Origin of the sequence: Pseudomonas cyclaminis (assembly GCF_015163715.1) — a bacterium.
Taxonomy (GTDB): domain Bacteria; phylum Pseudomonadota; class Gammaproteobacteria; order Pseudomonadales; family Pseudomonadaceae; genus Aquipseudomonas; species Aquipseudomonas cyclaminis.
This window is the reverse complement of sequence record NZ_JADDUM010000186.1, coordinates 18,142-39,864: the sequence shown is the minus strand read 5'-3', so window position 1 is coordinate 39,864 and position 21,723 is coordinate 18,142. Positions and strand designations below refer to the sequence as shown.

The window sequence follows — 21,723 nt, the reverse complement described above, 5'->3', positions numbered from 1 at the left end:
TGATACGTTCAAGATTCAGGTGCTCCCGTTTTCAATACTTTGGCTTGCCGAAAATACGGCTCACGATGTTCACGACCAGCACGATCATTACCAGTACCAGCGACGCCGCCCAGGCGAGTTCAAGCTGGTTGTCGAAGGGCATGCCGGAGAAGTTGTAGATCAGCACGGCCAGCGAAGCCGTCGGGTTCATCACCGCCAGGCTGCCGTCGTGGTAGATCCAGTAGTTGCTGAACAGCGCGGTAAACAACAGCGGCGCGGTTTCGCCAGCGGCGCGGGCCACGGCGAGCATCACGCCGGTGAGAATGGCCGGCAGGCCGGTGGGCAGGACGATTTTCCAGATCACCTGGGAGCGGGTGCAGCCCATGCCGTAGGCGGCGTCCTTCATGATCTTGGGCACCATGCGCATCGACTCTTCGGCGGTCAGCACCACGATGGGCAGCATCAGCACCGCCAGCGCCACACCACCGGCCGGGGCCGAGTAGGTGCCGGTGGTCATCACCACCAAGGCGTAGGCGAAGACACCGGCCAGGATGGAAGGCAGGCCGGTGAGCATCTTCGCGGCAAAGCGCGCGGCGTTCGCCAGTTTGCTCTCCGGGCCCAGTTCGGCGAGGAAGATCGCTGCCATGATGCCAACCGGCACCGCAATGGCTGCGGCGATGCCGACCATCACGAAGGTACCGGCCATGGCGTTGCCGAAACCGCCGCCGGTCTCGAAACCGGTGGGCGGCAGTTCTGTGAACACTTCAAGGCTCAGGCGCGCCCCGCCGCGCATGATCAGCATGTAGAGCACGGAAATCAGCGGCACGCTGGCCAGCAACGCGCCGCTCCACACCAGGGTCGTCAACACCAGGCTGCGCAGGGCACGGCCTTCGAACCGGCGTTGCAGGCTGGGCAGCGCACCGGCGGGGGACGTCAGGTCGGTTGCAGCAGAAAGATCAGTCATCACTTATTACCCCGTTGGGCGTACATCATGATCATGGAGCCGAAGATGTTGACGATCAGCGTGATCAACATCAGCACCAGTGCGGCGTACATCAGCACCTCGATCTCGTTCGGCCCGGCTTCGGGGAAGTTCAGCGCCAGCAACGCCGCCAGGGTGTTGGCCGGTGCGAACAGCGAAAGCGAGATGTTGTTGGCGTTGCCCACCAGCATGGCCAGGGCCATGGTTTCACCGAGGGCGCGGCCCAGGCCCAGCACCAGGGAACCGAAGATGCCGGTAGCGGCGGACGGCACCATCACCTTGAGAATCGCTTCCCAGTGGGTGGTGCCCATGCCGTAGGCGGCCTGCTTGGTTTTCATGGGCACGGCGGTGAGGGCGTCCTGGGACACGGCCGCGATGGTCGGCAGAATCATGATCGCCAGCACCAGCGCGGCTGGGAGCAGCCCCGGCCCGCTCAAGGAGGTGCCGAAAAAAGGGATCCAGCCGAGTTCGCTGTTCAACCATGCGGTCAACGGCCGAATCGCCGGGATGACCACGTAAATGCCCCATAGGCCGTAAACGACGCTGGGGATGGCCGCGAGCAGTTCGACGATGGTACGAAACACCGCCGCCAGCTTCGCCGGCAAGAAATCCTGAGTGAGAAAAATCGCCATGCTGACGCCAAAAACACCGGCGATCAGCAACGCGATAAAGGCACTGTACAGCGTGCCCCAGATGGCCGGCAGAATGCCGTACTTGCCTTGATTGACATCCCAGACGCTGCCGAACAGCACGTCAAAACCGTGCTTCTCCATGCCTGGGAGGGCCTTGCGCCCCACTTCAAACACCAGCGCAAACACCAACGCCAGCACCAGTACCACGCCTATCCGCGCAAGCGCACGGAAGGTGCGATCAACCAGGAAATCCTTCGTCGAAGGTGGCTGGCAGGCAGAGTCCGGGTTACCCGGTACGACAAACGGTGTGTTCATTGGCTGATTCCGGAACAAGGGGGTAACTCACCCGGCGGGGCTCACAACAGCGCCCGCCAAGAGAGGCCACACGAGCGTTACTGAATGTTGGCGGACGCTTTGCGAACCTGATCAACCACCGATTGCGGCAGCGGGATATAGCCCATCGAGTCGGCGATTTTCTGCCCTTCGGTCAGGCTGTATTCGACCATGTCACGCATGGCCTTGGCCTTGGCCGGGTTGCCGTTGTCCTTGCGGAAGATCATCCAGGTGTAGGACGTGATCGGGTAGGACTTGGCACCGTCCGGGTCCGGCAGCCAGGCCACCAGGCTTTCCGGCATCTTCACCGCAGCCAGCGCTTCGGCGCCGCTTTCGGCGTTAGGGACCACGTACTTGCCGGCCTTGTTTTGCAGCTGGGCAAAGTCAACCTTGGCCAGTTTGGCGAAGCCGTATTCGATGTAGCCAATCGCGCCTGGCGTCTGGCGTACGGTGGCGGTCACACCGTCGTTCTTCGGCGATTTGATGAATTTGTCGCTGGCGGGCCAGTTGACGGTGTTGCCTTCACCCAAGTCCTTCTGGAACTGTGGGTTGATGGCCGCCAAGTGCTTGGTGAATACCGCAGTGGTGCCGCTGGAGTCTGCACGCACGACCACGGTGATCGGCATATCCGGCAGCTTCAGGCCAGGGTTGGCGGCGACGATCTGCGGATCGTTCCACTTGGTGATCTTGCCCAGGAAGATGTTGGAGTACACATCGCGGGGCAACTTCAGCTCTTTGGGATTGCCCGGCAGGTTGAACGCCAGCACGATCTCGCCCGCAGTCATCGGCAGCAACTGCACGCCTTCGGCGACCTTGGCGATGTCTTCATCTTTCATGGCCGAGTCACTGGCGGCGAAGTCCACGGTTTTGTTCAGGAAGTCCTGGACACCCGCCCCGCTCCCCTTGGATTGGTAGTCAACCGTGACGCCAGCGGTCTTCTTGCTGAAATCCTTGAACCAGGTGAGGTAGATCGGCGCAGGGAAACTGGCGCCAGAGCCTGTCAGACGGACGTTTTCGGCAGCAAATACCGAGGTGGCACTGAGAGAAACCGCAACGGCGAGTGCAGCAGACTTCATCAGACGTTTCATTCAGGGAAATCCTTGTGATTACGGGCTCCCGGAACTTTGCAGCAGCATTGTTACGCTTTTATGAAAATTGAATGGCAAACCGCTATTTCGTCCCTCATTTCCGCCACAGCCAACTATTTAGAGGTCAGTGGCGCCGGTAACTTTTCTGTCCGGAGGGCGTGAGGCAGAACACCCCGCCCCGTGGCCCGGTGCAGTACGTACCGCTGCCGCAGCTGCAGCGCTCTGAACGACCTTGCAGCGGTTGCACGGCGGGACGTGCCAAGCGGTTGCCGGTATAGGCGGTGCAACTTCTTTTCGAGGCGCTGATGGAGCCGTCGTTGCACAGGAAGACATCGCCATCACACCCGGCAATCCCCCCCTTGCGACCGGAGCAAGGCGTATTGGCCGCCAGGGCGGACAGGCTCGACAGCATCAACACGAGGCCCAGGACAAATACGCGGATGTGGCCAGGAAGCATAAGGAATACTCGAGACGAGTGGCCTAATGCTATCAATCTTTATACGTAACTGCTGGCTAATCTCACACAACCCTGTAGTGAGCGGCTTTTGTGGTGAGCGGGCTTGCCCCGCTCACCACAAAAGCCCGCCCACCACAAGAATGCAGTGGTTCAGGGTGTCGGTTGCACGTCCTTGAAGACCAGCCCTTGGCTACCGCTCACTTGCCACGGATTGGCGCCGCCGGTCTGGCTGAACACCACGCGCTCGAAGCGTGAGTCTTTCAACCCATCGATACGCACCTTGGCCGCGCCGCTAAAGCGCACACGCTCGAACACCAACCCCTGATGGTAGGCGTTGTGCGCAGCATCGCCCTTGACCTCGATGGCCGCGCCCTGGGCGTTTTCTACGCTGACGTCGCTCACGCGGATGTCCTTGAACTGCCCGGCAATCGTGGAGCGTTGGTAGTCCAGTTTGGCGTTTGGGTCGTTGTAATCGAGGGTGAAGATAAACGCCTGCTTGACCGTGTTGCGAATCGCCGAATCGCGGAACGTCACGTTGCGCGCACCGCCGCCCATGAAGTTGGTGCTTTTCATGCGCAGCCCGGCGTCGGTGCCGTCGGAGACGTTGTCTTCAGCCAGGATGTTCTGGATCCACGCGCCGGTATGACTGCCGGCCACCACCATGCCGTGGCCCTTGCGGAAGTAGTTGTTGAAAATCCACGCGTCTTCCTGAGGCGGCTGGTGCACGGCATTCGCACCGGTGCCGGCGGCGAAGTTGACGCAGTCGTCGCCGGTGTCGAAGAAGTTGTTGAAGACCATCGCCCCCTTGCTGTTGGCGAATTCGATGCCGTCGCCGTTGTTGGCGTCGTAGGTCTTGTGGGTGGTGTTGGCCAGCACCACGTTTTCGGTCTCCAGGTTCATGATGCCGTGGAACGCCGGGTTGAGCACGGTGAAGCCGCCGTAGAACACGTTCTTGACGTTGCGCAGGGTGATCAGCGAGGAGCGCATCTGCCCGTAGGCGTCCTTGACGTTCATGCCCCGCGCCACGGCTTGTTCCACCTGGGCCTTGGCGAGGATGCCGTCCTGGGCATAGCGGGTGTTGTCGCTGGGCAGGTAGAACGGCAAGGCCTGGCCGCGCTCGTCGATGACGTCGGCGTTGCGCTTCCAGCCGTTGCCGTCGAGGGTGCCCTTGCCGACGATGCGGATGTTTTCGAACGTTTGATGCTGGCGCGGATCGCGGGGCAATGCGTTGATCAGCGAGGCCGGGCGCACGGTGGTGGAATACGGGTATTGGATGTAACCGGCCAATGGATAATCTTCGGCGCGCTCGGAGCCAAGCAGGGTCGCGCCTTCGGCGATTTCCAGGGTCATGTTGCTCTTGAGGTAGAGCGCGCGCTTTTGTAGGTGCCCTTGGGCAGCAGGACTTTGCAGCCAGGGGTGCAGGCGTCGATGGCGTTCTGGATCGCCAGGGTATCGAGGTGGCTGCCGTCGCCTTTGGCACCGTATTTTTTCACGTCGAACAGCGCCGCGATCTTAGTGGTGCGTTGTTGCACGGGGGCGCTGTCGGCCGATTCCTTGCCGTTGCCGTCCACTGCACGCACGGTGAAACGGTAGGCCGTGTCGGGTTTCAGGCCTTGGGCGGTGTAGCTGTGAATGCCGATGCGATGGTGGAAGTTGGCCGTGTCCTGGCGGTAGAACTGGTCGATGTAGGGCTTGGCCGGTGAGACCTGATCGTTGTTGGCGTTGGCGCTGCCCAACAACACGCCGTTGGCGTACACGTGGTAATCCCGGATGCCGGCATGATCGGCAGGCTTCTCCCAGACCAGGATGATCTGCTGATCGTCATAGGCCAGGGTCGGTACTTGCAGCTTTGAGGGTGCTTGCAGCGCCCAGGACAGCGGGCTGCAACCGAGGGTAATAAAGACTAGTGCGCAACGCGCTGAGGCTTGATACGGCATGTTGTTCTCCTTGTTTTTGCCGGTATTCACGTTGATGGGCTGCATCTGTTGCGTGGAGGGTTCGAACGGCCTCCTCGCAGGCTCACCGGACAGCGGCGCCATGAGGGCGCCGCCGACCGACGTTTTATTGAGCCCCGAGGGCCTCGATCAGCACCGCCAGTTGCTCCACTTCATCGGGCAGCAGGTCGGTCAATGGTGCGCGCACCGGGCCCGCATCGTGGCCGACCAAGCGTGCGCCGGCCTTGACGATACTCACGCCATAACCTTCACAGCGATTGCGAATCGCCAGGTACGGCAGGAAGAAATCATCGATCAAACGGCCCACGGTCGCGTGGTCGTCGGCAGCCACGGCACGGTAGAAGTCCATCGCGGTTTTCGGGATGAAGTTGAACACCGCCGAGGAGTACACCGGCACGCCGAGGGCCTTGTAGGCGGCGGCATAGACTTCGGCAGTCGGCAGGCCGCCAAGGTAGGTCAGGCGATCGCCCAGGCGACGGCGGATGCTGACCATGGATTCGACCTCACCAATGCCGTCCTTGAAGCCGATCAGGTTCGGGCAGCGCTCGGCCAGTTGTTCCAGGCTGTCGGCGTTGAGGCGGCAGAGGTTGCGGTTGTACACCACCACGCCGAAATCCACCGAGTTGCACACTTGCTCAACGTGGGCCACCAAGCCCTTCTGGCTGGCTTCGGTGAGGTAATGGGGCATCAGCAGAATACCCGCAGCGCCGAGGCGCTCGGCTTCCTGGGCATAAGCGATGGCTTGGCGCGTTGGGCCACCGGCACCGGCGAGGATCGGCACCTGGCCTTTGCAGGTGTCCACGGCCGTCTTGATGATCTGCGTGTACTCCTTGGACTCCAGGGAGAAGAACTCCCCAGTGCCGCCCGCGGCGAACAACGCACTTGCGCCATAAGGCGCCAGCCATTCCAGGCGGCGAGCGTAGGTGTCGGCGCGGAAGTCGCCGGCGGCATCAAAGTCGGTAACCGGGAACGAGAGCAAGCCGGAAGACAGGACTGTTTTTAGTTCTTGTGGCGTCATGTTCGCAAACCTTTATTCGAAATTTGAATGGAATACCTCAAGAGGTACGTCATCGTACAACTACAAAAATACTAATACCACCCTCTAAACACCTTTCATTGTGAAAATGCAGCTAAACCCAATGAAATAGGCGTTTATTCACACCAATAAATAAATAAACCAAAGCAAAGTCATACGATGACTACTGTTTTTAGCCAACACGTCGCCGCTCGGACTCCTGACTGAAGTCACGGCTGGCCTGCACCAACATGCGCGTGTAGTCGTGCGCCGCCTGGTCCTGGCTCAGGGCCTGACAGTCGAGCAGTTCGACGATCTTGCCGTGCTGCATCACCGCCACCCGGTCGCATAAGTGAGTCACCACACCCAGGTCATGGGTCACCAGCAGGTAGGTGAGTTTCTCGCGCTGACGCAGGTCCGCCAGCAGGTTGAGAATCTCGGCCTGGACCGACACATCCAGCGCCGAGGTCGGCTCATCCAGCAGCAGCACGCGGGGTTCCAGGATCAAGGCGCGCGCAATCGCTACGCGCTGGCGCTGGCCACCGGACAACTGGTGCGGGTAGCGAAAGCGGAAACTGTCGTTCAGGCCGACCTTGAGCAAGATCTCGTTAATACGGTCGTCCTTGTCCCCTACCCCGTGGATAATCAACGGCTCGCGCAACGCGGTGTCGATGGTGTGTCGAGGGTGCAGGGAGCCGTAAGGGTCCTGGAAGACCATCTGCACCTTGCGAAAGTGTTCCTTGGGAATCTTGTGCTGCAACGGCGCGCCGGCAATGCTCAGCTCGCCGTTCCAGTGCCGGTACTGCCCGGCCAGGCAGCGCAGCACGGTGGTCTTGCCCGAACCGGACTCCCCCACCAGGCCGAACGATTCACCGTCGGCGACACTCAGGCTCACATCGTGCAGCACTTGGTTGATGGCCGCGCCGGTGCCGAAGCTCAGGTTCAAGGCGTGCGCTTGGATCATGGGCATGGTCAGGTTCCTTATTGGGTCAGCCAGAGGGGGTCGCGCTTGAGCACCGGCAGGTGCGCACGGCGGTTATCCATGCTCGGCAACGCGGCCAGCAGGCCACGGGTGTAGGGGTGCTCGGCGTAGTGCAGGTCGCAGGCGGCCAGGGATTCGACGACGCGCCCGGCGTACATCACCAGTACGCGGTCGCAGTAGTTGCGTACCAGGTTGAGGTCATGGCTGACGAAGATCAGCCCCATCTGCTGCTGGTCCACCAACTCTTCCAGCACGTTGAGCACTTGCTGGCGCACCGAGACATCCAGGGCCGAGGTGGGCTCGTCGGCGATGATCACTTCAGGGCGGGTGATCACCATCATCGCGATCATGATGCGCTGCCCCATGCCGCCGGAGACTTCGTGGGGATACAGGTTATAGACGCGCTGCGGGTCGCGGATATGCACCTGCTCCAGCATCTGCAGCACCCGCTCGCGGGCATCGCTGCGGCTGGCCTTGTGATGGGCCAGGTAGGCTTCGGCGATCTGGTCGCCGACCTTGACCACCGGGTTCAGCGAATACTTTGGGTCCTGCATGATCATCGAGATGCGCTGGCCGCGAATCTTCTGCATGGCTTTTTCACTGGCCGACAGCAGGTCGACCTCGCCAAACGCCATGGCCTTGGCGGTGATCTTGGCGCTGGGCGGATGCAGCTTGAGCAGGCTGCGGCCCACGGTGGATTTACCCGAGCCGGACTCACCGACAATCGCCAGTTTTTCCCGACCCAGGGTGAAGGACACATCGCGCACGGCGTGGGTTTCTTTCTGGCCACTGACGAAGCGCACGTTAAGCCCTTCGACGTTCAATTTAATGGCGGACATCAGGTATTCCTCCGATTATTCGCTGCGCGGATCAAGGATGTCCCGCAGGCCATCGCCCAACAGGTTGAAAGCCAGGCTGACCAGCATGATCGCCGCCCCTGGCACCGCCACCAGCCACCAGCATTCGAGCATGTAGCGGCGGCCGGTGGAGATCATTGCGCCCCACTCCGGCAACGGCGCCTGGGCACCCAGGCCGAGAAAGCCCAGTGCCGCGGCGGTGAGGATGATCCCCGCCATGTTCATGGTCAGGCGGATGATCACCGAGGACAGGCACATCGGCACGATATGACGCAGGATAATCCGCGCCGGCGAGGCGCCTTGCAGCTCTACCGCGACGACAAAATCGGCATTGCGCAAGGACAGGGTTTCAGCCCGCGCCAGCCGCGCAATCGGCGGCCAGGAGGTCAAGGCAATCGCCACCACGGCGTGCTCCAGGCCAGGGCCGAGGGCCGCGATAAAGGCCAGGGCCAGGACCAGGCTGGGGAAGGAGATGAAGATGTCGGTCAGGCGCATGAACACGGTGTCGACCGCGCCGCCGAAGTAGCCCGACACGGTGCCGATAAACAGCCCGATCGGCCCCACGATCACCGTCACCAGGCCAATGATGTACAGCGTGATTCGCGAACCGTAGACCAGCCGGCTGAAGATGTCCCGGCCATATTCATCGGTGCCGAACCAATGCGCCGAGCCTGGCGCCTGCAAGGCATTGGCAAGATTCTGCGCCACCGGGTCATGGGTGGCGATCCACGGCGCAAAGGCCGCGACCACCACCAGCAGCAGGGCCACCAGCAGGCCCGCCAGGGTCATGGGGTTGCGCAACAGGTGACGCAACACCCGCAGGCCGCTCTTGCAGAACGCGTCGAAGCTGGAGCCTGGCGAGCGATCCACCGGGCGCTTCGTCGTCGATTCGATGGAAGACAGATTGGCATTCATAAGCATCTTCTCTGTGTGAATTCTGGAAGCACTCAACGCTGCTTGTAGACACCCAGGTAACGGGTGGCCTCGGCATCGTCACCGGTGAAGCCCTTGACGTCGGCAGCACTGACCACGGTGTCGGTCATCTGCGAAATCATCAGGATCGGCCCCACTTGCTGGTCGTAGAGGTTCTGCGCCTGGTGATACAGGCTGACCCGCTGCGCCGAATCACGCGTCACGCCGGCCTGGTCGATCAGACTGTTGATCTGCGGATTGAAAAACGAAGCGCGCCAGCCCTGGAAGTTCGGCAGGCCGGCGTCATCACTGTTATTAGGGTTGTAGGCAAAGGTGCGCAGGCTGAAATACGGGTGCGGGTAACGCTCGGCGCCCCGGGCCACGATGATCTCGAAATTGCGCGCACGCATCGCGCCGTACACCTGGTTGCCGGTGCCGGTGACGATGCTGGCCTTGATCCCGCCTTCGGCCAGTGTGGCTTGCAGGCGCGCAGCGATATCAATGAACGGCGGCTCCGACAGCGTTCGGATAGTGGTGTTGAAGCCCTCGGGGTAACCGGCCTCAGTCAGCAGGGCTTTCGCCTTGGCCACGTCCATGTGATAGCCGGGATCCGGCAGTCGCGCCTCCAGGCCCAACTGCATCGGCTGCTGGTTGAGCTTGCCGTAATACGGCATCACTTGCTGGTCCAGGCCTTTGTAGTCGATCAGGTTGCGCACCGCTTCGCGCACCTTGGGCTTGGCGAATTCCGGCTGCTTCATGCTCATGGCCACGTAATACATGGTGCCGCGCGGCAGCGACTGCACCTGGATCTTGTCCGAGCCGTCGATGGCACGAATGTCCGGCGCAGCCATGCCGTAGGCCAGGTCCAGATCGCCGCGTTCGAGCATCAGGCGCAGGGACTGGGACTCGGTCATGTGCCGCACCACCACGCGCTTGAGCTTGGCTGCGCCGCCCCAGTAGCCGTCAAAACGGGTCAGCAGCAGCGAGTCGTTGGCGCTCCATTTGGTCAGCACGAAGGGGCCGCTGCCAGCCTCGTTCGTCACCAGCCAACCGGCGCCGAGGTCACCGTTTTTTTCATGGGCCAGGGCGGTCTTGCGGTCCACGATCACGGCGCTGGGCGAGATAGCCAGGGAGTCCACCAACAACAAGGGGTCCATGGTCTGTGGCAGGTCGACGACCAAGGTGTGGGCGTCGGTGGCGCGGATCAGCGCCTGGATGTTGTCGACGCTGTAGCCGTAGGCCTTCCAGGTGGTAGCCAGGCCGAAGTTGAGCTTCATCACGCGGTACAGCGACCACGCCACGTCCTCGGCGGTCAGCGGGTTGCCCGAATGGAATTTCACGTCCTGGCGCAGATGGAACGTCACCTGCTTGCCGTCCTCGCTGATGTCCCAGCGTTCGGCCAATTGCGGCAGGTGCTTTTCCGGGTTGCCCTGGTCACGCTTGATCAGTGTGTCGTAAAGGTTGGCGTTGACGCCGGACGCATCCAGGCCGGGCGCGTTGGCCGGGTCGATGGAGAACAGGTTGACCATGCTCATGCCGACGATCAGTTGATCGGCCGGGGTCTTGGCGTTGGCCAGGGTCATCGGGCCGAGGGCGAGGACGGCGGTAAGCAGGCCAAGGTGCAGTTTCGAAAATGTCATGAAAAATTCCTTCTTCTTATAGTTTTATCGGTACCGCGTTGCGCATTAACGGGTGCGCGGATCAAACACCTTGTACAAGGCATCGCTGATCAGGTTGAGCGCGACGAAAATCAGGCCGATCACCAGCACGCAGCCCATCACCGCATTCATGTCACCGAGCATCAGGCTGCTGGTGAGGTACTGGCCGAATCCCGGCCAGGCGAACACGGTTTCGATCAGCACCGCACCTTCGAGCAGCGAGCCATAGGCCAGCGCAACCACGGTGAGCAACTGCACAAGGATGTTGCGAAACGCATGCCCCCACACCACCTGACGACGGGACAACCCCTTGACCCGTGCGGTGATGATGTACTCCTGGGACAGTTGCTCCAGCATGAAGCTGCGGGTCATGCGGCTGATGTACGCGACCGAGTTCAGGCCCAGGATCAGCGCCGGCAACACGATATGCCGCAGGGCGCTGGCGAAGGCGTCCCAGTCACGAGCAAGGGAGGTGTCGATCAGCAGCAGGCCAGTAACTTCCGGCACCATGCCGTCGTAGGCCAGGTCGATGCGCCCCGCACCGCCGGCCCAGCCGAGCCAGGCGTAGAACACCAGCAGGCCCATCATGCCCAGCCAGAAAATCGGTGTGGAATAGCCGAACAGGGTAATCACCCGCGCCACGTGGTCGCCGAGCCGACCTTGATTGCTCGCCGCACACACGCCCAGCGGCAAGCCGATCAGCACGCCAAACAGGATCGCCAACGTGGCCAGTTCGATGGTCGCCGGGAACACCCGCAGGATGTCATCCAGCACCGGGTGACCGGTGAGCAGCGCGTTGCCGAAATCACCGTGGAGCAGGTCATTGAGGTAAAGGCCGAACTGGGTCCAGATCGGCTTGTCCAGGCCCATCGACCGGTACACCTGGTCGTAGGTGGAACTGTCGGCGTCCGGCCCGACTACCGCCAGCACGGGGTCAAGCGGCATGACCCGGCCGATGATAAAGGTCAGCGCCAACAGGCCGAGCAACGTCACCAGCACGGTGCTGGCGCGCCGCAGGGTATTGGAAGCGCGAGCGCCCATGACAGAGGCAGTCATAACAAACATAGTGAGCTCCTGGTAAATCGATCAGCGCTTTTTGTAGACGTCTTTGTAGCGCGTGGTCGCAGCGGTATGGCCCTGGAAATCGGCCACGTCGGTGTACACCACCACGGTGTCGGTCATCTGCGAGACCGGCAAGATGGCCCCGACCTGCTGATCGACCTGCTCCTGGATCTCGCGGTACTGCGTCAGTTGCTTGTCGGCATCCGGCTCGACTTCCGCGCTCTCGATCAACTGGTTCAACTCAGGGCTGTAGAACGAGGTGCGCCAGCCCTGGAAATTGGTCAGCTTGGCCTCATCGCGGTTATCCGGGTTGTACACCAGGGTGCGCAGGCTGGAATGGGGATGACGCTCCGCCCCGCCGCCACCGCGGCCGACGATGATGTCGAAAGTGCGCTCGCGCATCGCGCCGTAGATCTGGTTACCGGTGCCGGTGATGATGCTGGCTTCGATACCGGCCTGGGCCAGGGTCGATTGCAGGTTGGAGGCGATGTTGATGAAGGGCGGCTCGGCCAGCACGCGAATGGTGGTCTTGAAGCCGTTCGGGTAACCCGCTTCAGCCAGCCAGGCCTTGGCCTGTTCGACATTGAGCTGGTAGCCGGGATCCGGCAGGCGCGCTGCCAGACCCAGCGGCATCGGGCGTTGGTTGATCACGCCGTAATGGGGCATGACCGTCTGGTTGATGCCCTGGTAGTCGATCAGCGAACGCACGGCCTTGCGCACGCGGGCATCAGCGAACATCGGCTGCTTCACACTCAGGGCCACGTAATACAGGGTGCCGCGCTGCAGGGTCTGGGTGCGCACCTTGTCGCTTTTCTGCAGGGCTTCGATGTCCGGCGCGGACATGCCTTTGGCGATGTCCAGGTCTCCGCGTTCGATCATCAGGCGCAACGACTGCGACTCGGTCATGTTGCGCATCACGATGCGCTTGAGCTTGGCCGGGCCGCCCCAGTAACCGTCGAAACGGGTCATCAGGATCACATCGTTGGCGCGCCAGTCGTTGAGCGCGAATGCGCCGCTGCCGGCCGCGTGGGTCACCAGCCAGGCGGCGCCCATGTCAGTGCCTTTCTGGTGTTCGAGGACTTTTTTGCGGTCGAGGATGAACGCACTCGGCGAGGTGGCCAGGGTGTTGAGCACCAGCAGCGGGTCGGTCGGCCGTGGCAGTTCGATCACGAAAGTCGTGGCATCCGTGGCGCGCATGTAGCGCTCGACGTTTTCGGCGGTGAAGCCATAGGCCTTCCAGGTCGAGGCCAGCGCGAGGTTGAGCTTGAGCACCCGGTGCAGCGACCAGGCTACGTCTTCGGCGCTCAAGTCATTGCCGGACTGGAACTTCACCCCACTGCGCAGGTTGAAGGTCAGGGTCTTGCGGTCCTCACTGACCTGCCAGCGCTCGGCCAGCGCCGGTACCAGGCGATCCGGCTGGGCGACATCCTGCACCAGCAACATGTCATACAGGTTGGCGTTGATTTCCGACACGTCCAGGCCGGTGGCGGCCGCCGGGTCGAGGGACAGCAGGTTGATCATGCTCATGCCGACGATCAGTTGATCGGCCGGCGTCTTGGCAAAGCTTGCCGGTACGGCGGTGACGGCCAGGGCGGCGACGAATACCCGCGCCCACAGCGAAGGGAATATGTTCATAGCGAGAGTGCCTTTTTTATATTTATAGGGCTCTCGGCCAGCTCAACGTAGGCCGAGCTGACCGTTTACACGTCAGAAGCTCTTGAGCGTATTGGTCTCGATGTAGTTGAAATTGATGTCTTCGCCCAGGCCCGGCGAGTCGGACAGGTGCACAAATCCATCGCTGTCCATCGGGTCCACCAGGCGATTGAGGTAGGCCGGCACTTCGTCGTAATCCAGGTACGGGTGCAACAGGCCGCGCTCATACCAGGTGCAGTTCTTGATCGCGCCGACCACCGCCAGGTTGGCGGCACCGTTGCCGTGAATTTCGCAATCCATGCCAAACGATTCGGCCAGGTGCGCGACCTTCAGGCACGGCGCAATGCCGCCGACGCCCGCAACACCGGCACGCAAGATATCGCACACATCGTGCTTGACCCAACTGGCGCGGGCCAGGTGTTTGCCGGACAGGGTTTCCGGGCCGAGCACCGGAATATCCAACTGCCCTGCGAGCCAGGCATAGGACTCGGCGGACTCTTCCATCATCGGTTCTTCGAACCAGGCGAAGTCGAGTTTCTCCAGCTCGCGACCGATGTACAGCGCTTCGGTGCGGCTGTACCAGTGGTAACCGTCGAGCATCAGCGCGATGTCCGGGCCAACCGCTTCACGCACGGCCGCGCAGGCCTTGACGTCGATGCGCGGGCTCGGCGCGAAGGACACCGGCGGCATCCAGGTGTGCAGCTTGATGGCCTTGTAGCCGCGCTGCACCAAGGTCTCGGCGAAGCGCCCGTAATCTTCGGGGGTAGCGAGGCCGCCGGGCAGCTCGTCGCCACACATGGTCGAGCCGTAGGCCGGCACCTTGTCGCGGAAACCACCGATCAACTTGTGCACCGGCACGCCGAGTTTGCGCCCCGCCCAATCCCACAGCGCCTGCTCAACCAGGGCCAAGGCGCGGTCGGTCAGTTGGCTGGCACTGCCACGCTGCCAATGGGCGAGGTCTTGCCAGATCTTTTCACGATCAAAAGCGTTCTGCCCCACCAGCACTTTGCGCACGAACCCATCCAACACATACGGGCGGATCAATTCAGGGGCGCCGAACGCAAAACCTTCCTGGCCATCTTCAGTCTGGATGCGCAGCAAAGCCATCTGCGCCTGGGCGACATCACCGGGGTGAGCATGGCCGGCGCTGTCGACTGCGCGGCGGGTCGGGTAGGAAAACACCTGGACGTTGACTGCTGTGATTCTCATGGACGTCTTAAGCCTTCTTATTGGATTTGAGACAGGAATGTCGTCTGTTGCGACCGATCATAGGTCATCGTACAACACTTGAAAAGACCCAATAACCCGCCCTGCCTCAGCGTGAATTTCCCGCCAAACGCCGTAAAACCCCTATTTTTAAAGACAACCAAGGAATAACAGCGGTTGCTGTAAAGCCCTATTCATAGGGCACATATGTTTCAAAGTGTTTCAAATCAACCGATAACCGCTAGACGAGTCATCTTGTCGTACGATAACGTATATCGGCACCTTAGATGAGAGCCACACGCAACAACGTATCGCCGTAGCAACCGTCAAACGACCCTAACAAAAACAAAAAAAGAAGACCGTATGAACACCACCCTACGCACGCTCGTTACTGCCCTGACCCTCGGCCTGCCGCTGTATGTCAGCGCTGACTCTGCCAGCATCAACTACCGCCACCAGTTCACTGAGGAAGACAGCGCCCACGCTGACCGAATCAAGCTCAACTACCGCCTGGACAGTGGCCTGGGATTTGAAGCGGAAATGAAATACCGCACGGCCGGGGACCGTGAAGATGTCGCCTACGACAACATGGTCAACAACGGGCATGAGTTCACCGTCAGCTACAACTACAAGCTCAGCCCGCAATCGACCTTGACCCCGGCGTTCCAGATGGACAGCTCGAAGGACTCGACCACCTACAAGCTGGGCCTCAAGTACAACTACAAGATCAACGATGCCTTCTATGCCGCCACGCGCTATCGCCTGGACACCAAAAAGCTGGACCGCGACCAGGTCAATGAAGACCTGCCCGACCACATCAAGGATGACCAGACCACCCACCGTTTCGAGGGTTGGCTCGGCTACACGCCGGCCAGTAAGTGGGCGTACGAATATCAGTTCATCTATTTCAAGACGGACTACATCCGCTACGACAACAAGAAGAGCGACTACGAACAGAACCTGATCGTCAAATACAAGCTCACCAAGGAATGGGCACCGTTCATGGAGATTGGTGATGTGAAGGTCAACTCCACCACAGAAGACCGTCAGGCGCGGTGGCGCCTGGGCGTCCAATACAACTTCATGTAACGCGCCCTCCCCGCGACTTGCCTGGCGAACGCGCATCGCTCGCCAGCAACCCCCTGCCTTCAGCGTTCAATGGAAGACCTGACCATGACCACACAGTCCAAACCCTTCACTCGCATCCTGCTCACCGGCGCCGCCGGCGGCCTGGGGCAGATCCTGCGCGAAACCTTGCAGGCCCATGCCGACATCGTGCGCGCCTCGGACATCAGCGCCATGGCGCCCAGCGCGGGTGCGCACGACGAAGTGATCCCGTGCAACCTGGCCGACAAGGCTGCCGTGGCGGCGCTGGTCGACGGCGTTGACGCGATCGTGCACCTGGGCGGGATTTCAGTGGAGCGGCCGTTCGAGGAGATTCTCGACGCCAATATCCGCGGCACCTTCCACATTTACGAAGCGGCGCGGCAACAAGGGGTCAAGCGGATTGTGTTCGCCAGCTCCAATCACGTCACCGGTTTTTACCCCCAGGACGTGGAACTGGATGTGCACGCACAGCGCCGCCCGGATGGTTACTACGCGCTCTCCAAGGCTTACGGCGAAGACCTCGCGGCGTTCTATTTTCATCGCTACGGGATTGAAACCGTGAGCCTGCGCATCGGCTCCTCGTTCCCCGAACCGCGCAACCGACGGATGCTGCACACCTGGCTGAGCTATGCGGACCTTGATCACCTGGTGGCCCGCGCCCTGCTGGCCAAGGACGTCGGGCACAGTGTGGTGTATGGCGTTTCAGACAATAAGGAGCGCTGGTGGAGCAATCGGCATGCCGAGCACCTGGGCTTTGCGCCGCAGGACAGCTCGGAGCAGTTTCGCGCCAAGGTCGAGCAGCAAGCGCAACCGGCGGTGGATGAGCCCGGCGCCGGGCTTCAGGGCGGCGCGTTCACCGCAGCGGGGCCGTTCGACAATTCGGCGGCGGCCGCTTCATAGGCCCGGCGCATACGCTCGCGGCTGTTTGAGAGATGCAGGCGCATAGCGGCGCGAGCGGCGTCTGCGTCACGGCGCAAAATGGCTTTGTAGATGTCTTCGTGCTCGCGGCTCAGGCGCTCCAGATAGGGCTCTTTATTGGCGTTGGCCAAGCGCTTTGAGTGCAAGCGTGTACGCGGCAGGATGTTGACCCCCAGGTGCAACATGATGTCGGTGAAATAGCGATTGCCGGTGGCCAACGCGATCTGCTGGTGAAACTGAAAGTCTGCCGTCACCGCGTAATCGGCACTCACCGCCCGCGAATTCAGCGCATCCAGTGAGTCGCGCATCACCTGCAATTGCTGGTCGGTGCGGCCCACACAGGCCAGGCCGGCCGCCTCCACTTCCAGGCAGATGCGCAGCTCCAGCACCGCCAGCACGTCCTGCAAGGTGACGATGGTGTCCGGGTCGATCCGAAACCCGCTGGGGCTGGGAATATCCCTGACAAACGTGCCAACGCCGTGCCGGGTTTCCACCAGGCCAGAAGCTTGCAGACGCGAGATGGCCTCACGCACCACGGTGCGACTCACGCCGTGTTCGGCCATCACTTCGGATTCGGTAGGCAGCTTGGTTGCACGCGCAAGTTCCCCGGTGCAGATGCGCCGGGAAAGCTCGGTGACCAGTTCTTCAGCCAGGCTGCGGTGCCGGCGGCGAACGGTGGGCTGGACGTTCGGGTTGTCCATCAAGAACGGATATCTCGGTTGGCGAATGAATGCCCATCATAGCGCATTCAGTTGTACGACAACCTTCCCTTTAGCCCGACCCGTCTCCACATAGGCCAACGCCTCTGCCGTCGACTCAAACGCGAAGGTGCGGTCCACCACCGGCTTGATCGCACCCGACTCCACCAGTGCCGTGATCTCACGCAGCTGCTCGCCATTGGCCCGCATGAACACGAATGAGTAGCTGACCCCGCATTGCCGCGCTTTGCGTCGGATGCCGTAGCTCAATAGACCCATGACGCCTTTCAAGCCCCAGGACAAGCCTTGCTCCTGGGCAAACTGCGGTGTCGGCGGGCCAGCGATGGAAATGAGCCGTCCGCCGGGCTTGAGGACTTTGAGCGATTTCGCCAGTACGTCTGCGCCCAGGCTGTTGAGGACCACGTCATAGCCTTGCAGGACGCTGTCGAATGCCTGCTTCTGGTAGTCGATGACCAGGTCTGCGCCCAAGGCCTTGACCCATTCGACATTGCGCGTACTGGTGGTGGTCGCCACAAACGCGCCCAAGTGCTTGGCCAGTTGAATCGCGATCGTGCCCACGCCACCAGAGCCTGCATGAATCAGCACCTTCTGGCCTTTTTTCAGCTGGGCGGTTTCCACCAGCACCTGCCACGCCGTCAAGCTGACCAGCGGCAGCGCCGCCGCCTGCGTCATGTCGAGGTTGCCGGGCTTGAACGCCAAGGCATCTTCCCTCACGCAGACCCGCTCGGCGAACGTGCCGATGCGTTCGTCATGAGGCCGCGCATACACCTCGTCGCCCGGCTTGAAGCGCTTGACCTTGGCCCCTGTCCGCACGACCACACCCGCCAAGTCATTGCCCAGCACCAGCGGGAACCGATACGGCAGGATCAGCTTGAACTCGCCCTTTCTGATCTTGGCATCCAACAGGTTGATGCTGGCGGCGTGCACCTGCACCAACACCTCGTTATCCCGCACATCAGGCTCGGGCAACTGGCCGATCCGACCAGGGTCTTTGTAGCGTTCGATGAAAAATGCCTTCATGGGATCAGCTCTGTACGGAGTAAGTCGGCGGTACGCGATTGCACATTATTGAGGACGATAACGCTCGGCGGCGTGGGCCTGGCGCAGTTCCGACAGCAACCCCTGACGCGCAGACTGGAGGCTGTCCCAGCGCGCGGCGTCATGCAGCGGCGGTATGGTCACGAGTTCACGGCGGTCGAAGCCGATCAGTGCGGCATCCACCAGTTCGCCCACCTCCATGACCTCCGGCAGCGTGTTGATGTCGATGCCCGAGCGTTCCCAGATTTCCGTGCGGGTGGCTGCCGGCAGTACCGCCTGTACATAAACGCCCTTGCCGGAAAGCTCCAGGCTCATGCCCTGGGACAGGAATTGCACGAACGCCTTGGTCGCGCCATACAGCGTCATTCCCAACTCCGGTGCCAGGCCGACCACCGAACCGATATTCACGATGGCGCCTTCGCCGGCCTCTGCCAATCTCGGAGCAATTGCCCGGGCGAGCCGCGTCAGCGAGGTGACGTTCAGCGCGATCAATTGCTCGATGCTCTCGCCTGTCTGTGCCATGAAGTCTCCCGTTTGGGCAGCGCCTGCGTTGTTGATCAGCACGCCGATGCGCGTGTCGTCGCGCAAGCGTGCTTCAACCACAGCCAGGTCCGCTTGCTGAGTGAGATCGGCCTGCAGCACATCCACCGCTACGCCATGCTCCTGGCGCAAGCGCGCAGCCAGGGTGTCCAGCCGCGCCTTGTCGCGGGCGACCAGCACCAGGTCGTGGCCGCGCTGGGCAAAGCGCTCGGCGTAGGTGGCGCCAATACCGCTGGACGCGCCGGTGATCAGGATAGAAGAAGCGTTCGTCATGGCTGTGCTCTCTAGGTTAACGATGATTGAGTGGGACGGCCCTTATGATGTCGATCATAATCTTATTCGTCAATGGTTTTGATGCTGATCGACATCAATGTATAGTAAGGCGCAGAAAACAGTGGTCAGCAGCGAGGGTCAGGGTATGAGGGTCAGCAAGGCACAAGTGCAGTTAAACCGGGCGCACATCGTCGAAACGGCCTCCCGGTTGTTCCGCGAGCGCGGTTATGACGGCGTCGGCGTGGCCGACCTGATGGCCGAAGCCGGATTCACCCATGGCGGGTTCTACAAGCACTTCGGGTCAAAGGCTGACTTGATGGCTGAAGCTGCCGCCAGCGGGCTGTCCCAATCGCTGACCAGCAGCGCGGGGCTTGGCGCCGATGAGTTCTTCAATCGTTACGTGTCCAGGGAGCACCGTGATACGCCCGGCCAGGGTTGCACCATGTCGGCCCTGTGCGGGGATGCCGCGCGTCAGTCAGAAACGGTAAAGGCGACGTTCGCCGAAGGCATCGACAACGCGCTGGCCGCCCTTCAACAGGGCGCTGGCGGGCAGGATGAGGACGTTCGGGCACAGATGATCAACCGGTTCGCCCATGCCATCGGCGCCATTGTGTTATCCCGCGCCTGCCCTGACGACTCGCCATTGGCGGATGAAATCCTGGAGGTTTGCCGCAGGGCGTTGCTCGCTGACGAATCAGCCCTCAAGGCTTGATATTTTTCAACTCATTGAGCAAGCCCAGCAGTTGCTCCATTTTCTCCGGACCAAACTGCGCCTCGATTTTCTGGTAGTTGCTCTCCATGCCCGCACTCATGGAGACAAAGCACTGCTGGCCGCGTTCGGTCAGGTCGACAAACACGCGGCGCTGGTCCTGGCTGGACTTCTGCCGACGCACCAGGCCATCACGCTCCAGGCGGCTGAGCACACCGGTCATGCTCGGCTTGAGAATGCACGCCTGCTGGGCCAGTTGATGGCTTTCGAGTTCCCCCTGCTGGTGCAGTATGCGAATGACGCGCCACTGTTGTTCGGTCAGTTCGTGCTGGTTCAGCGCAGGTCGGAAAAAAGCCATTGCGGCTTCACGCGCTTGCAGCAGGGTCAGGGTCAGCGATGGTCGGGGGTTGGCCATATCGGCACCAGTTGGAGGGGCGAGTCGGCAGCTTAGTGTCGCGGGCCAGCAGGTGCAAGCCTGTGAAAAGTGCAATCGGTTCCGTGTAAAAGCCATTCTGTCGCACCGCTGCGCTGGTCATGCTGATCCGTACAAGATCAACAAGACCAAGGCGCACTCTCCCATGCCTGGCTCAACGCAAACCCAATTGCCGCTGGCGGTACTCCCCCGGAGTGAGCTGTGCGTAGCGCTGGAAAAACCGACTGAAATAGGCCGGGTCCTTGAAGCCGAGCTGGTAGCAGATTTCATTGGCGGAGCCGCCCGTGAACATCAGCAGCCGCTTGGCCTCCTGCATGAGTCGCTCCAGGATCAGGCGCTTGGACGGCAGGTCGGCGATACGCCGGCACACGTCGTTGAGCCGCGCTTCGGTCACGCCGATGCCTTGCGCATACCGCGACAACGGCCAGTGCTGCTGGTAGTGCGCTTCAATCAGCTCGTTGAAGCGATGGAAAATCCTCAGGTCTTCATGCCGCGCCGGCGTGGCTTTGAGCGAGTGCGAGCACAGCCGCAACAGGCTGATCATGATCAAGCGCGTCAGGCTGTCCAGGGCCGCACTGTGCCCTGGACGCTGGGCCTCGACCTCCTCGCTGAGTTCCTCGAACAAAAAATCCAGGCGGCGAATCTCACGCGCGTCATGCGGCCCCAACTGCGCCAGCGCCACGCACGCGGCCGGCAGTTGCGCACCGGCCGGCGCCAGGCTGGGGTCGGCATCGATCAGTTGCCAGACCAGTTGCTGACGCACCGTCAACACATGCCCGTCGCTGTCGGCCTCAGTCACAAAGGCGTGCGGCACGGTGGGCGGCGTGAGAAAGAACATCGGCCCCGACTCGACGTACTGCTGGTCATCCAGATAGACGCGCACCGTGCCGCTTTTCACGTAGTGCACCTGGAAGAACCGGTCGTGCCGGTGAATCGGCATATTGCGCCCGAAAAATCCCGCCAGGTTGGCCAGCCGGTCGTAATGGACCTGCGCGTCGCTGTAGCGCTGGTCGTACACCTGGCCAATGTTGATGTTCGGGATAGGTTGCCGGTCGGTCATCGCACGCTACTCGTTTTTATTCTGATTGGCGGGGTGCTGCCACGCTCATCCTGCATCGATTCGGGCCGCACAACCACCGCATCGAGAGTGTGCCACGCTTGACGATAGTTAACATCTTAATTATAACTGTTAACACATTAACGAGATACAGGGCC

General features: G+C 61.4%; 20 protein-coding genes and 1 pseudogene. 3 read left to right on the top strand and 18 right to left on the bottom strand.

The features are described from left to right. Positions 1-31 precede the first annotated feature (31 nt). From pstA to IQK56_RS21700, 13 genes and pseudogenes are all read right to left on the bottom strand, one after another. Complete coding sequence (gene pstA / locus IQK56_RS21760; protein WP_193864339.1) at positions 32-943, bottom strand: phosphate ABC transporter permease PstA; 912 nt, start codon at positions 941-943, stop codon at positions 32-34. Then, on the bottom strand, positions 943-1,908 hold the full coding sequence (pstC, locus tag IQK56_RS21755; protein ID WP_099584523.1) for a phosphate ABC transporter permease subunit PstC: 966 nt from the start codon (positions 1,906-1,908) through the stop codon (positions 943-945). The genes pstA and pstC overlap by 1 nt, the downstream gene beginning before the upstream one ends. 77 nt (positions 1,909-1,985) lie before the next feature. Continuing rightward, the gene (gene pstS, locus IQK56_RS21750; protein WP_122306785.1) at positions 1,986-3,014 is read right to left on the bottom strand and encodes a phosphate ABC transporter substrate-binding protein PstS; all 1,029 of its coding nucleotides are present in this window, start codon (positions 3,012-3,014) and stop codon (positions 1,986-1,988) included. Positions 3,015-3,138: 124 nt separating this feature from the next. Continuing rightward, positions 3,139-3,426 (bottom strand): YdcA family protein, encoded by a 288-nt coding sequence (locus IQK56_RS21745; RefSeq protein ID WP_425274614.1) that lies wholly within the window; start codon positions 3,424-3,426, stop codon positions 3,139-3,141. A 195-nt stretch (positions 3,427-3,621) separates the two neighbouring features. After that, a pseudogene (locus tag IQK56_RS21740) lies at positions 3,622-5,408 on the bottom strand (glycosyl hydrolase family 28 protein). A gap of 124 nt (positions 5,409-5,532) precedes the next feature. Further along, positions 5,533-6,444, bottom strand: a complete 912-nt coding sequence (kdgD, locus tag IQK56_RS21735; RefSeq protein ID WP_099584520.1) for a 5-dehydro-4-deoxyglucarate dehydratase — start codon at positions 6,442-6,444, stop codon at positions 5,533-5,535. Between the two features lie 190 nt (positions 6,445-6,634). Beyond that, the gene (locus IQK56_RS21730; RefSeq protein WP_122308272.1) at positions 6,635-7,411 is read right to left on the bottom strand and encodes an ABC transporter ATP-binding protein; all 777 of its coding nucleotides are present in this window, start codon (positions 7,409-7,411) and stop codon (positions 6,635-6,637) included. An 11-nt stretch (positions 7,412-7,422) separates the two neighbouring features. Further along, positions 7,423-8,262 carry an ABC transporter ATP-binding protein gene (locus tag IQK56_RS21725; RefSeq protein ID WP_122308271.1) on the bottom strand — a complete coding sequence of 280 codons (840 nt, stop codon included), beginning with the start codon at positions 8,260-8,262 and terminating at the stop codon, positions 7,423-7,425. 15 nt (positions 8,263-8,277) lie between these two features. Further along, positions 8,278-9,195: an ABC transporter permease gene (locus IQK56_RS21720; protein ID WP_191629752.1), complete on the bottom strand. Its 918-nt coding sequence runs from the start codon at positions 9,193-9,195 to the stop codon at positions 8,278-8,280. A 32-nt stretch (positions 9,196-9,227) separates the two neighbouring features. Then, on the bottom strand, positions 9,228-10,832 hold the full coding sequence (locus IQK56_RS21715; protein ID WP_150761245.1) for an ABC transporter substrate-binding protein: 1,605 nt from the start codon (positions 10,830-10,832) through the stop codon (positions 9,228-9,230). Positions 10,833-10,877: 45 nt separating this feature from the next. Next, on the bottom strand, positions 10,878-11,891 hold the full coding sequence (locus IQK56_RS21710; protein ID WP_371929521.1) for an ABC transporter permease: 1,014 nt from the start codon (positions 11,889-11,891) through the stop codon (positions 10,878-10,880). 45 nt (positions 11,892-11,936) lie between these two features. Further along, complete coding sequence (locus IQK56_RS21705; RefSeq protein ID WP_122308269.1) at positions 11,937-13,547, bottom strand: ABC transporter substrate-binding protein; 1,611 nt, start codon at positions 13,545-13,547, stop codon at positions 11,937-11,939. A 72-nt stretch (positions 13,548-13,619) separates the two neighbouring features. Beyond that, positions 13,620-14,774 carry a mandelate racemase family protein gene (locus IQK56_RS21700; RefSeq protein ID WP_122308268.1) on the bottom strand — a complete coding sequence of 385 codons (1,155 nt, stop codon included), beginning with the start codon at positions 14,772-14,774 and terminating at the stop codon, positions 13,620-13,622. 360 nt (positions 14,775-15,134) lie between these two features. On the opposite strand from IQK56_RS21700, the gene IQK56_RS21695 reads away from it, so the two are divergent. Together IQK56_RS21695 and IQK56_RS21690 are read left to right on the top strand one after the other, a co-directional pair. Then, the gene (locus IQK56_RS21695) at positions 15,135-15,860 is read left to right on the top strand and encodes an oligogalacturonate-specific porin KdgM family protein (protein WP_122308267.1); all 726 of its coding nucleotides are present in this window, start codon (positions 15,135-15,137) and stop codon (positions 15,858-15,860) included. A gap of 84 nt (positions 15,861-15,944) precedes the next feature. Continuing rightward, positions 15,945-16,778: an NAD-dependent epimerase/dehydratase family protein gene (locus IQK56_RS21690; RefSeq protein ID WP_193863634.1), complete on the top strand. Its 834-nt coding sequence runs from the start codon at positions 15,945-15,947 to the stop codon at positions 16,776-16,778. Here IQK56_RS21690 and IQK56_RS21685 read toward each other — a convergent pair. From IQK56_RS21685 to IQK56_RS21675, 3 genes are read right to left on the bottom strand one after another with little or no spacing between them, the layout of a single operon-like run. Beyond that, entirely contained in the window at positions 16,718-17,497 is a 780-nt protein-coding gene (locus tag IQK56_RS21685) for a FadR/GntR family transcriptional regulator (RefSeq protein ID WP_122308266.1), read from the bottom strand. The two genes, IQK56_RS21690 and IQK56_RS21685, sit on opposite strands and share 61 nt — an antisense overlap. A 36-nt stretch (positions 17,498-17,533) precedes the next feature. After that, entirely contained in the window at positions 17,534-18,535 is a 1,002-nt protein-coding gene (locus IQK56_RS21680) for an NADP-dependent oxidoreductase (RefSeq protein WP_122308265.1), read from the bottom strand. A gap of 45 nt (positions 18,536-18,580) precedes the next feature. Then, positions 18,581-19,366 carry an SDR family NAD(P)-dependent oxidoreductase gene (locus IQK56_RS21675; protein ID WP_099584509.1) on the bottom strand — a complete coding sequence of 262 codons (786 nt, stop codon included), beginning with the start codon at positions 19,364-19,366 and terminating at the stop codon, positions 18,581-18,583. Between the two features lie 145 nt (positions 19,367-19,511). Here IQK56_RS21675 and IQK56_RS21670 point away from each other — a divergent pair, with 145 nt between their 5' ends. Continuing rightward, complete coding sequence (locus IQK56_RS21670; RefSeq protein ID WP_122308274.1) at positions 19,512-20,078, top strand: TetR/AcrR family transcriptional regulator; 567 nt, start codon at positions 19,512-19,514, stop codon at positions 20,076-20,078. Here IQK56_RS21670 and hpaR read toward each other — a convergent pair. Continuing rightward, positions 20,068-20,490, bottom strand: coding sequence for a homoprotocatechuate degradation operon regulator HpaR (gene hpaR, locus IQK56_RS21665; RefSeq protein WP_122308263.1), 423 nt, complete (start codon positions 20,488-20,490; stop codon positions 20,068-20,070). The two genes, IQK56_RS21670 and hpaR, sit on opposite strands and share 11 nt — an antisense overlap. 172 nt (positions 20,491-20,662) lie before the next feature. Next, positions 20,663-21,568, bottom strand: a complete 906-nt coding sequence (hpaA, locus tag IQK56_RS21660) for a 4-hydroxyphenylacetate catabolism regulatory protein HpaA (protein WP_122308262.1) — start codon at positions 21,566-21,568, stop codon at positions 20,663-20,665. Positions 21,569-21,723: the final 155 nt, after the last annotated feature.

What these genes read in the sequence shown, in the direction of transcription:
- pstA (WP_193864339.1), bottom strand. Translation starts at nt 943, where the DNA reads ATGACTGATCTTTCTGCTGCAACCGACCTGACGTCCCCCGCCGGTGCG.
- pstC (WP_099584523.1), bottom strand. Translation starts at nt 1,908, where the DNA reads ATGAACACACCGTTTGTCGTACCGGGTAACCCGGACTCTGCCTGCCAG.
- pstS (WP_122306785.1), bottom strand. Translation starts at nt 3,014, where the DNA reads ATGAAACGTCTGATGAAGTCTGCTGCACTCGCCGTTGCGGTTTCTCTC.
- IQK56_RS21745 (WP_425274614.1), bottom strand. Translation starts at nt 3,426, where the DNA reads ATGCTGTCGAGCCTGTCCGCCCTGGCGGCCAATACGCCTTGCTCCGGT.
- kdgD (WP_099584520.1), bottom strand. Translation starts at nt 6,444, where the DNA reads ATGACGCCACAAGAACTAAAAACAGTCCTGTCTTCCGGCTTGCTCTCG.
- IQK56_RS21730 (WP_122308272.1), bottom strand. Translation starts at nt 7,411, where the DNA reads ATGCCCATGATCCAAGCGCACGCCTTGAACCTGAGCTTCGGCACCGGC.
- IQK56_RS21725 (WP_122308271.1), bottom strand. Translation starts at nt 8,262, where the DNA reads ATGTCCGCCATTAAATTGAACGTCGAAGGGCTTAACGTGCGCTTCGTC.
- IQK56_RS21720 (WP_191629752.1), bottom strand. Translation starts at nt 9,195, where the DNA reads ATGAATGCCAATCTGTCTTCCATCGAATCGACGACGAAGCGCCCGGTG.
- IQK56_RS21715 (WP_150761245.1), bottom strand. Translation starts at nt 10,832, where the DNA reads ATGACATTTTCGAAACTGCACCTTGGCCTGCTTACCGCCGTCCTCGCC.
- IQK56_RS21710 (WP_371929521.1), bottom strand. Translation starts at nt 11,891, where the DNA reads ATGGGCGCTCGCGCTTCCAATACCCTGCGGCGCGCCAGCACCGTGCTG.
- IQK56_RS21705 (WP_122308269.1), bottom strand. Translation starts at nt 13,547, where the DNA reads ATGAACATATTCCCTTCGCTGTGGGCGCGGGTATTCGTCGCCGCCCTG.
- IQK56_RS21700 (WP_122308268.1), bottom strand. Translation starts at nt 14,774, where the DNA reads ATGAGAATCACAGCAGTCAACGTCCAGGTGTTTTCCTACCCGACCCGC.
- IQK56_RS21695 (WP_122308267.1), top strand. Translation starts at nt 15,135, where the DNA reads ATGAACACCACCCTACGCACGCTCGTTACTGCCCTGACCCTCGGCCTG.
- IQK56_RS21690 (WP_193863634.1), top strand. Translation starts at nt 15,945, where the DNA reads ATGACCACACAGTCCAAACCCTTCACTCGCATCCTGCTCACCGGCGCC.
- IQK56_RS21685 (WP_122308266.1), bottom strand. Translation starts at nt 17,497, where the DNA reads ATGGACAACCCGAACGTCCAGCCCACCGTTCGCCGCCGGCACCGCAGC.
- IQK56_RS21680 (WP_122308265.1), bottom strand. Translation starts at nt 18,535, where the DNA reads ATGAAGGCATTTTTCATCGAACGCTACAAAGACCCTGGTCGGATCGGC.
- IQK56_RS21675 (WP_099584509.1), bottom strand. Translation starts at nt 19,366, where the DNA reads ATGACGAACGCTTCTTCTATCCTGATCACCGGCGCGTCCAGCGGTATT.
- IQK56_RS21670 (WP_122308274.1), top strand. Translation starts at nt 19,512, where the DNA reads ATGAGGGTCAGCAAGGCACAAGTGCAGTTAAACCGGGCGCACATCGTC.
- hpaR (WP_122308263.1), bottom strand. Translation starts at nt 20,490, where the DNA reads ATGGCCAACCCCCGACCATCGCTGACCCTGACCCTGCTGCAAGCGCGT.
- hpaA (WP_122308262.1), bottom strand. Translation starts at nt 21,568, where the DNA reads ATGACCGACCGGCAACCTATCCCGAACATCAACATTGGCCAGGTGTAC.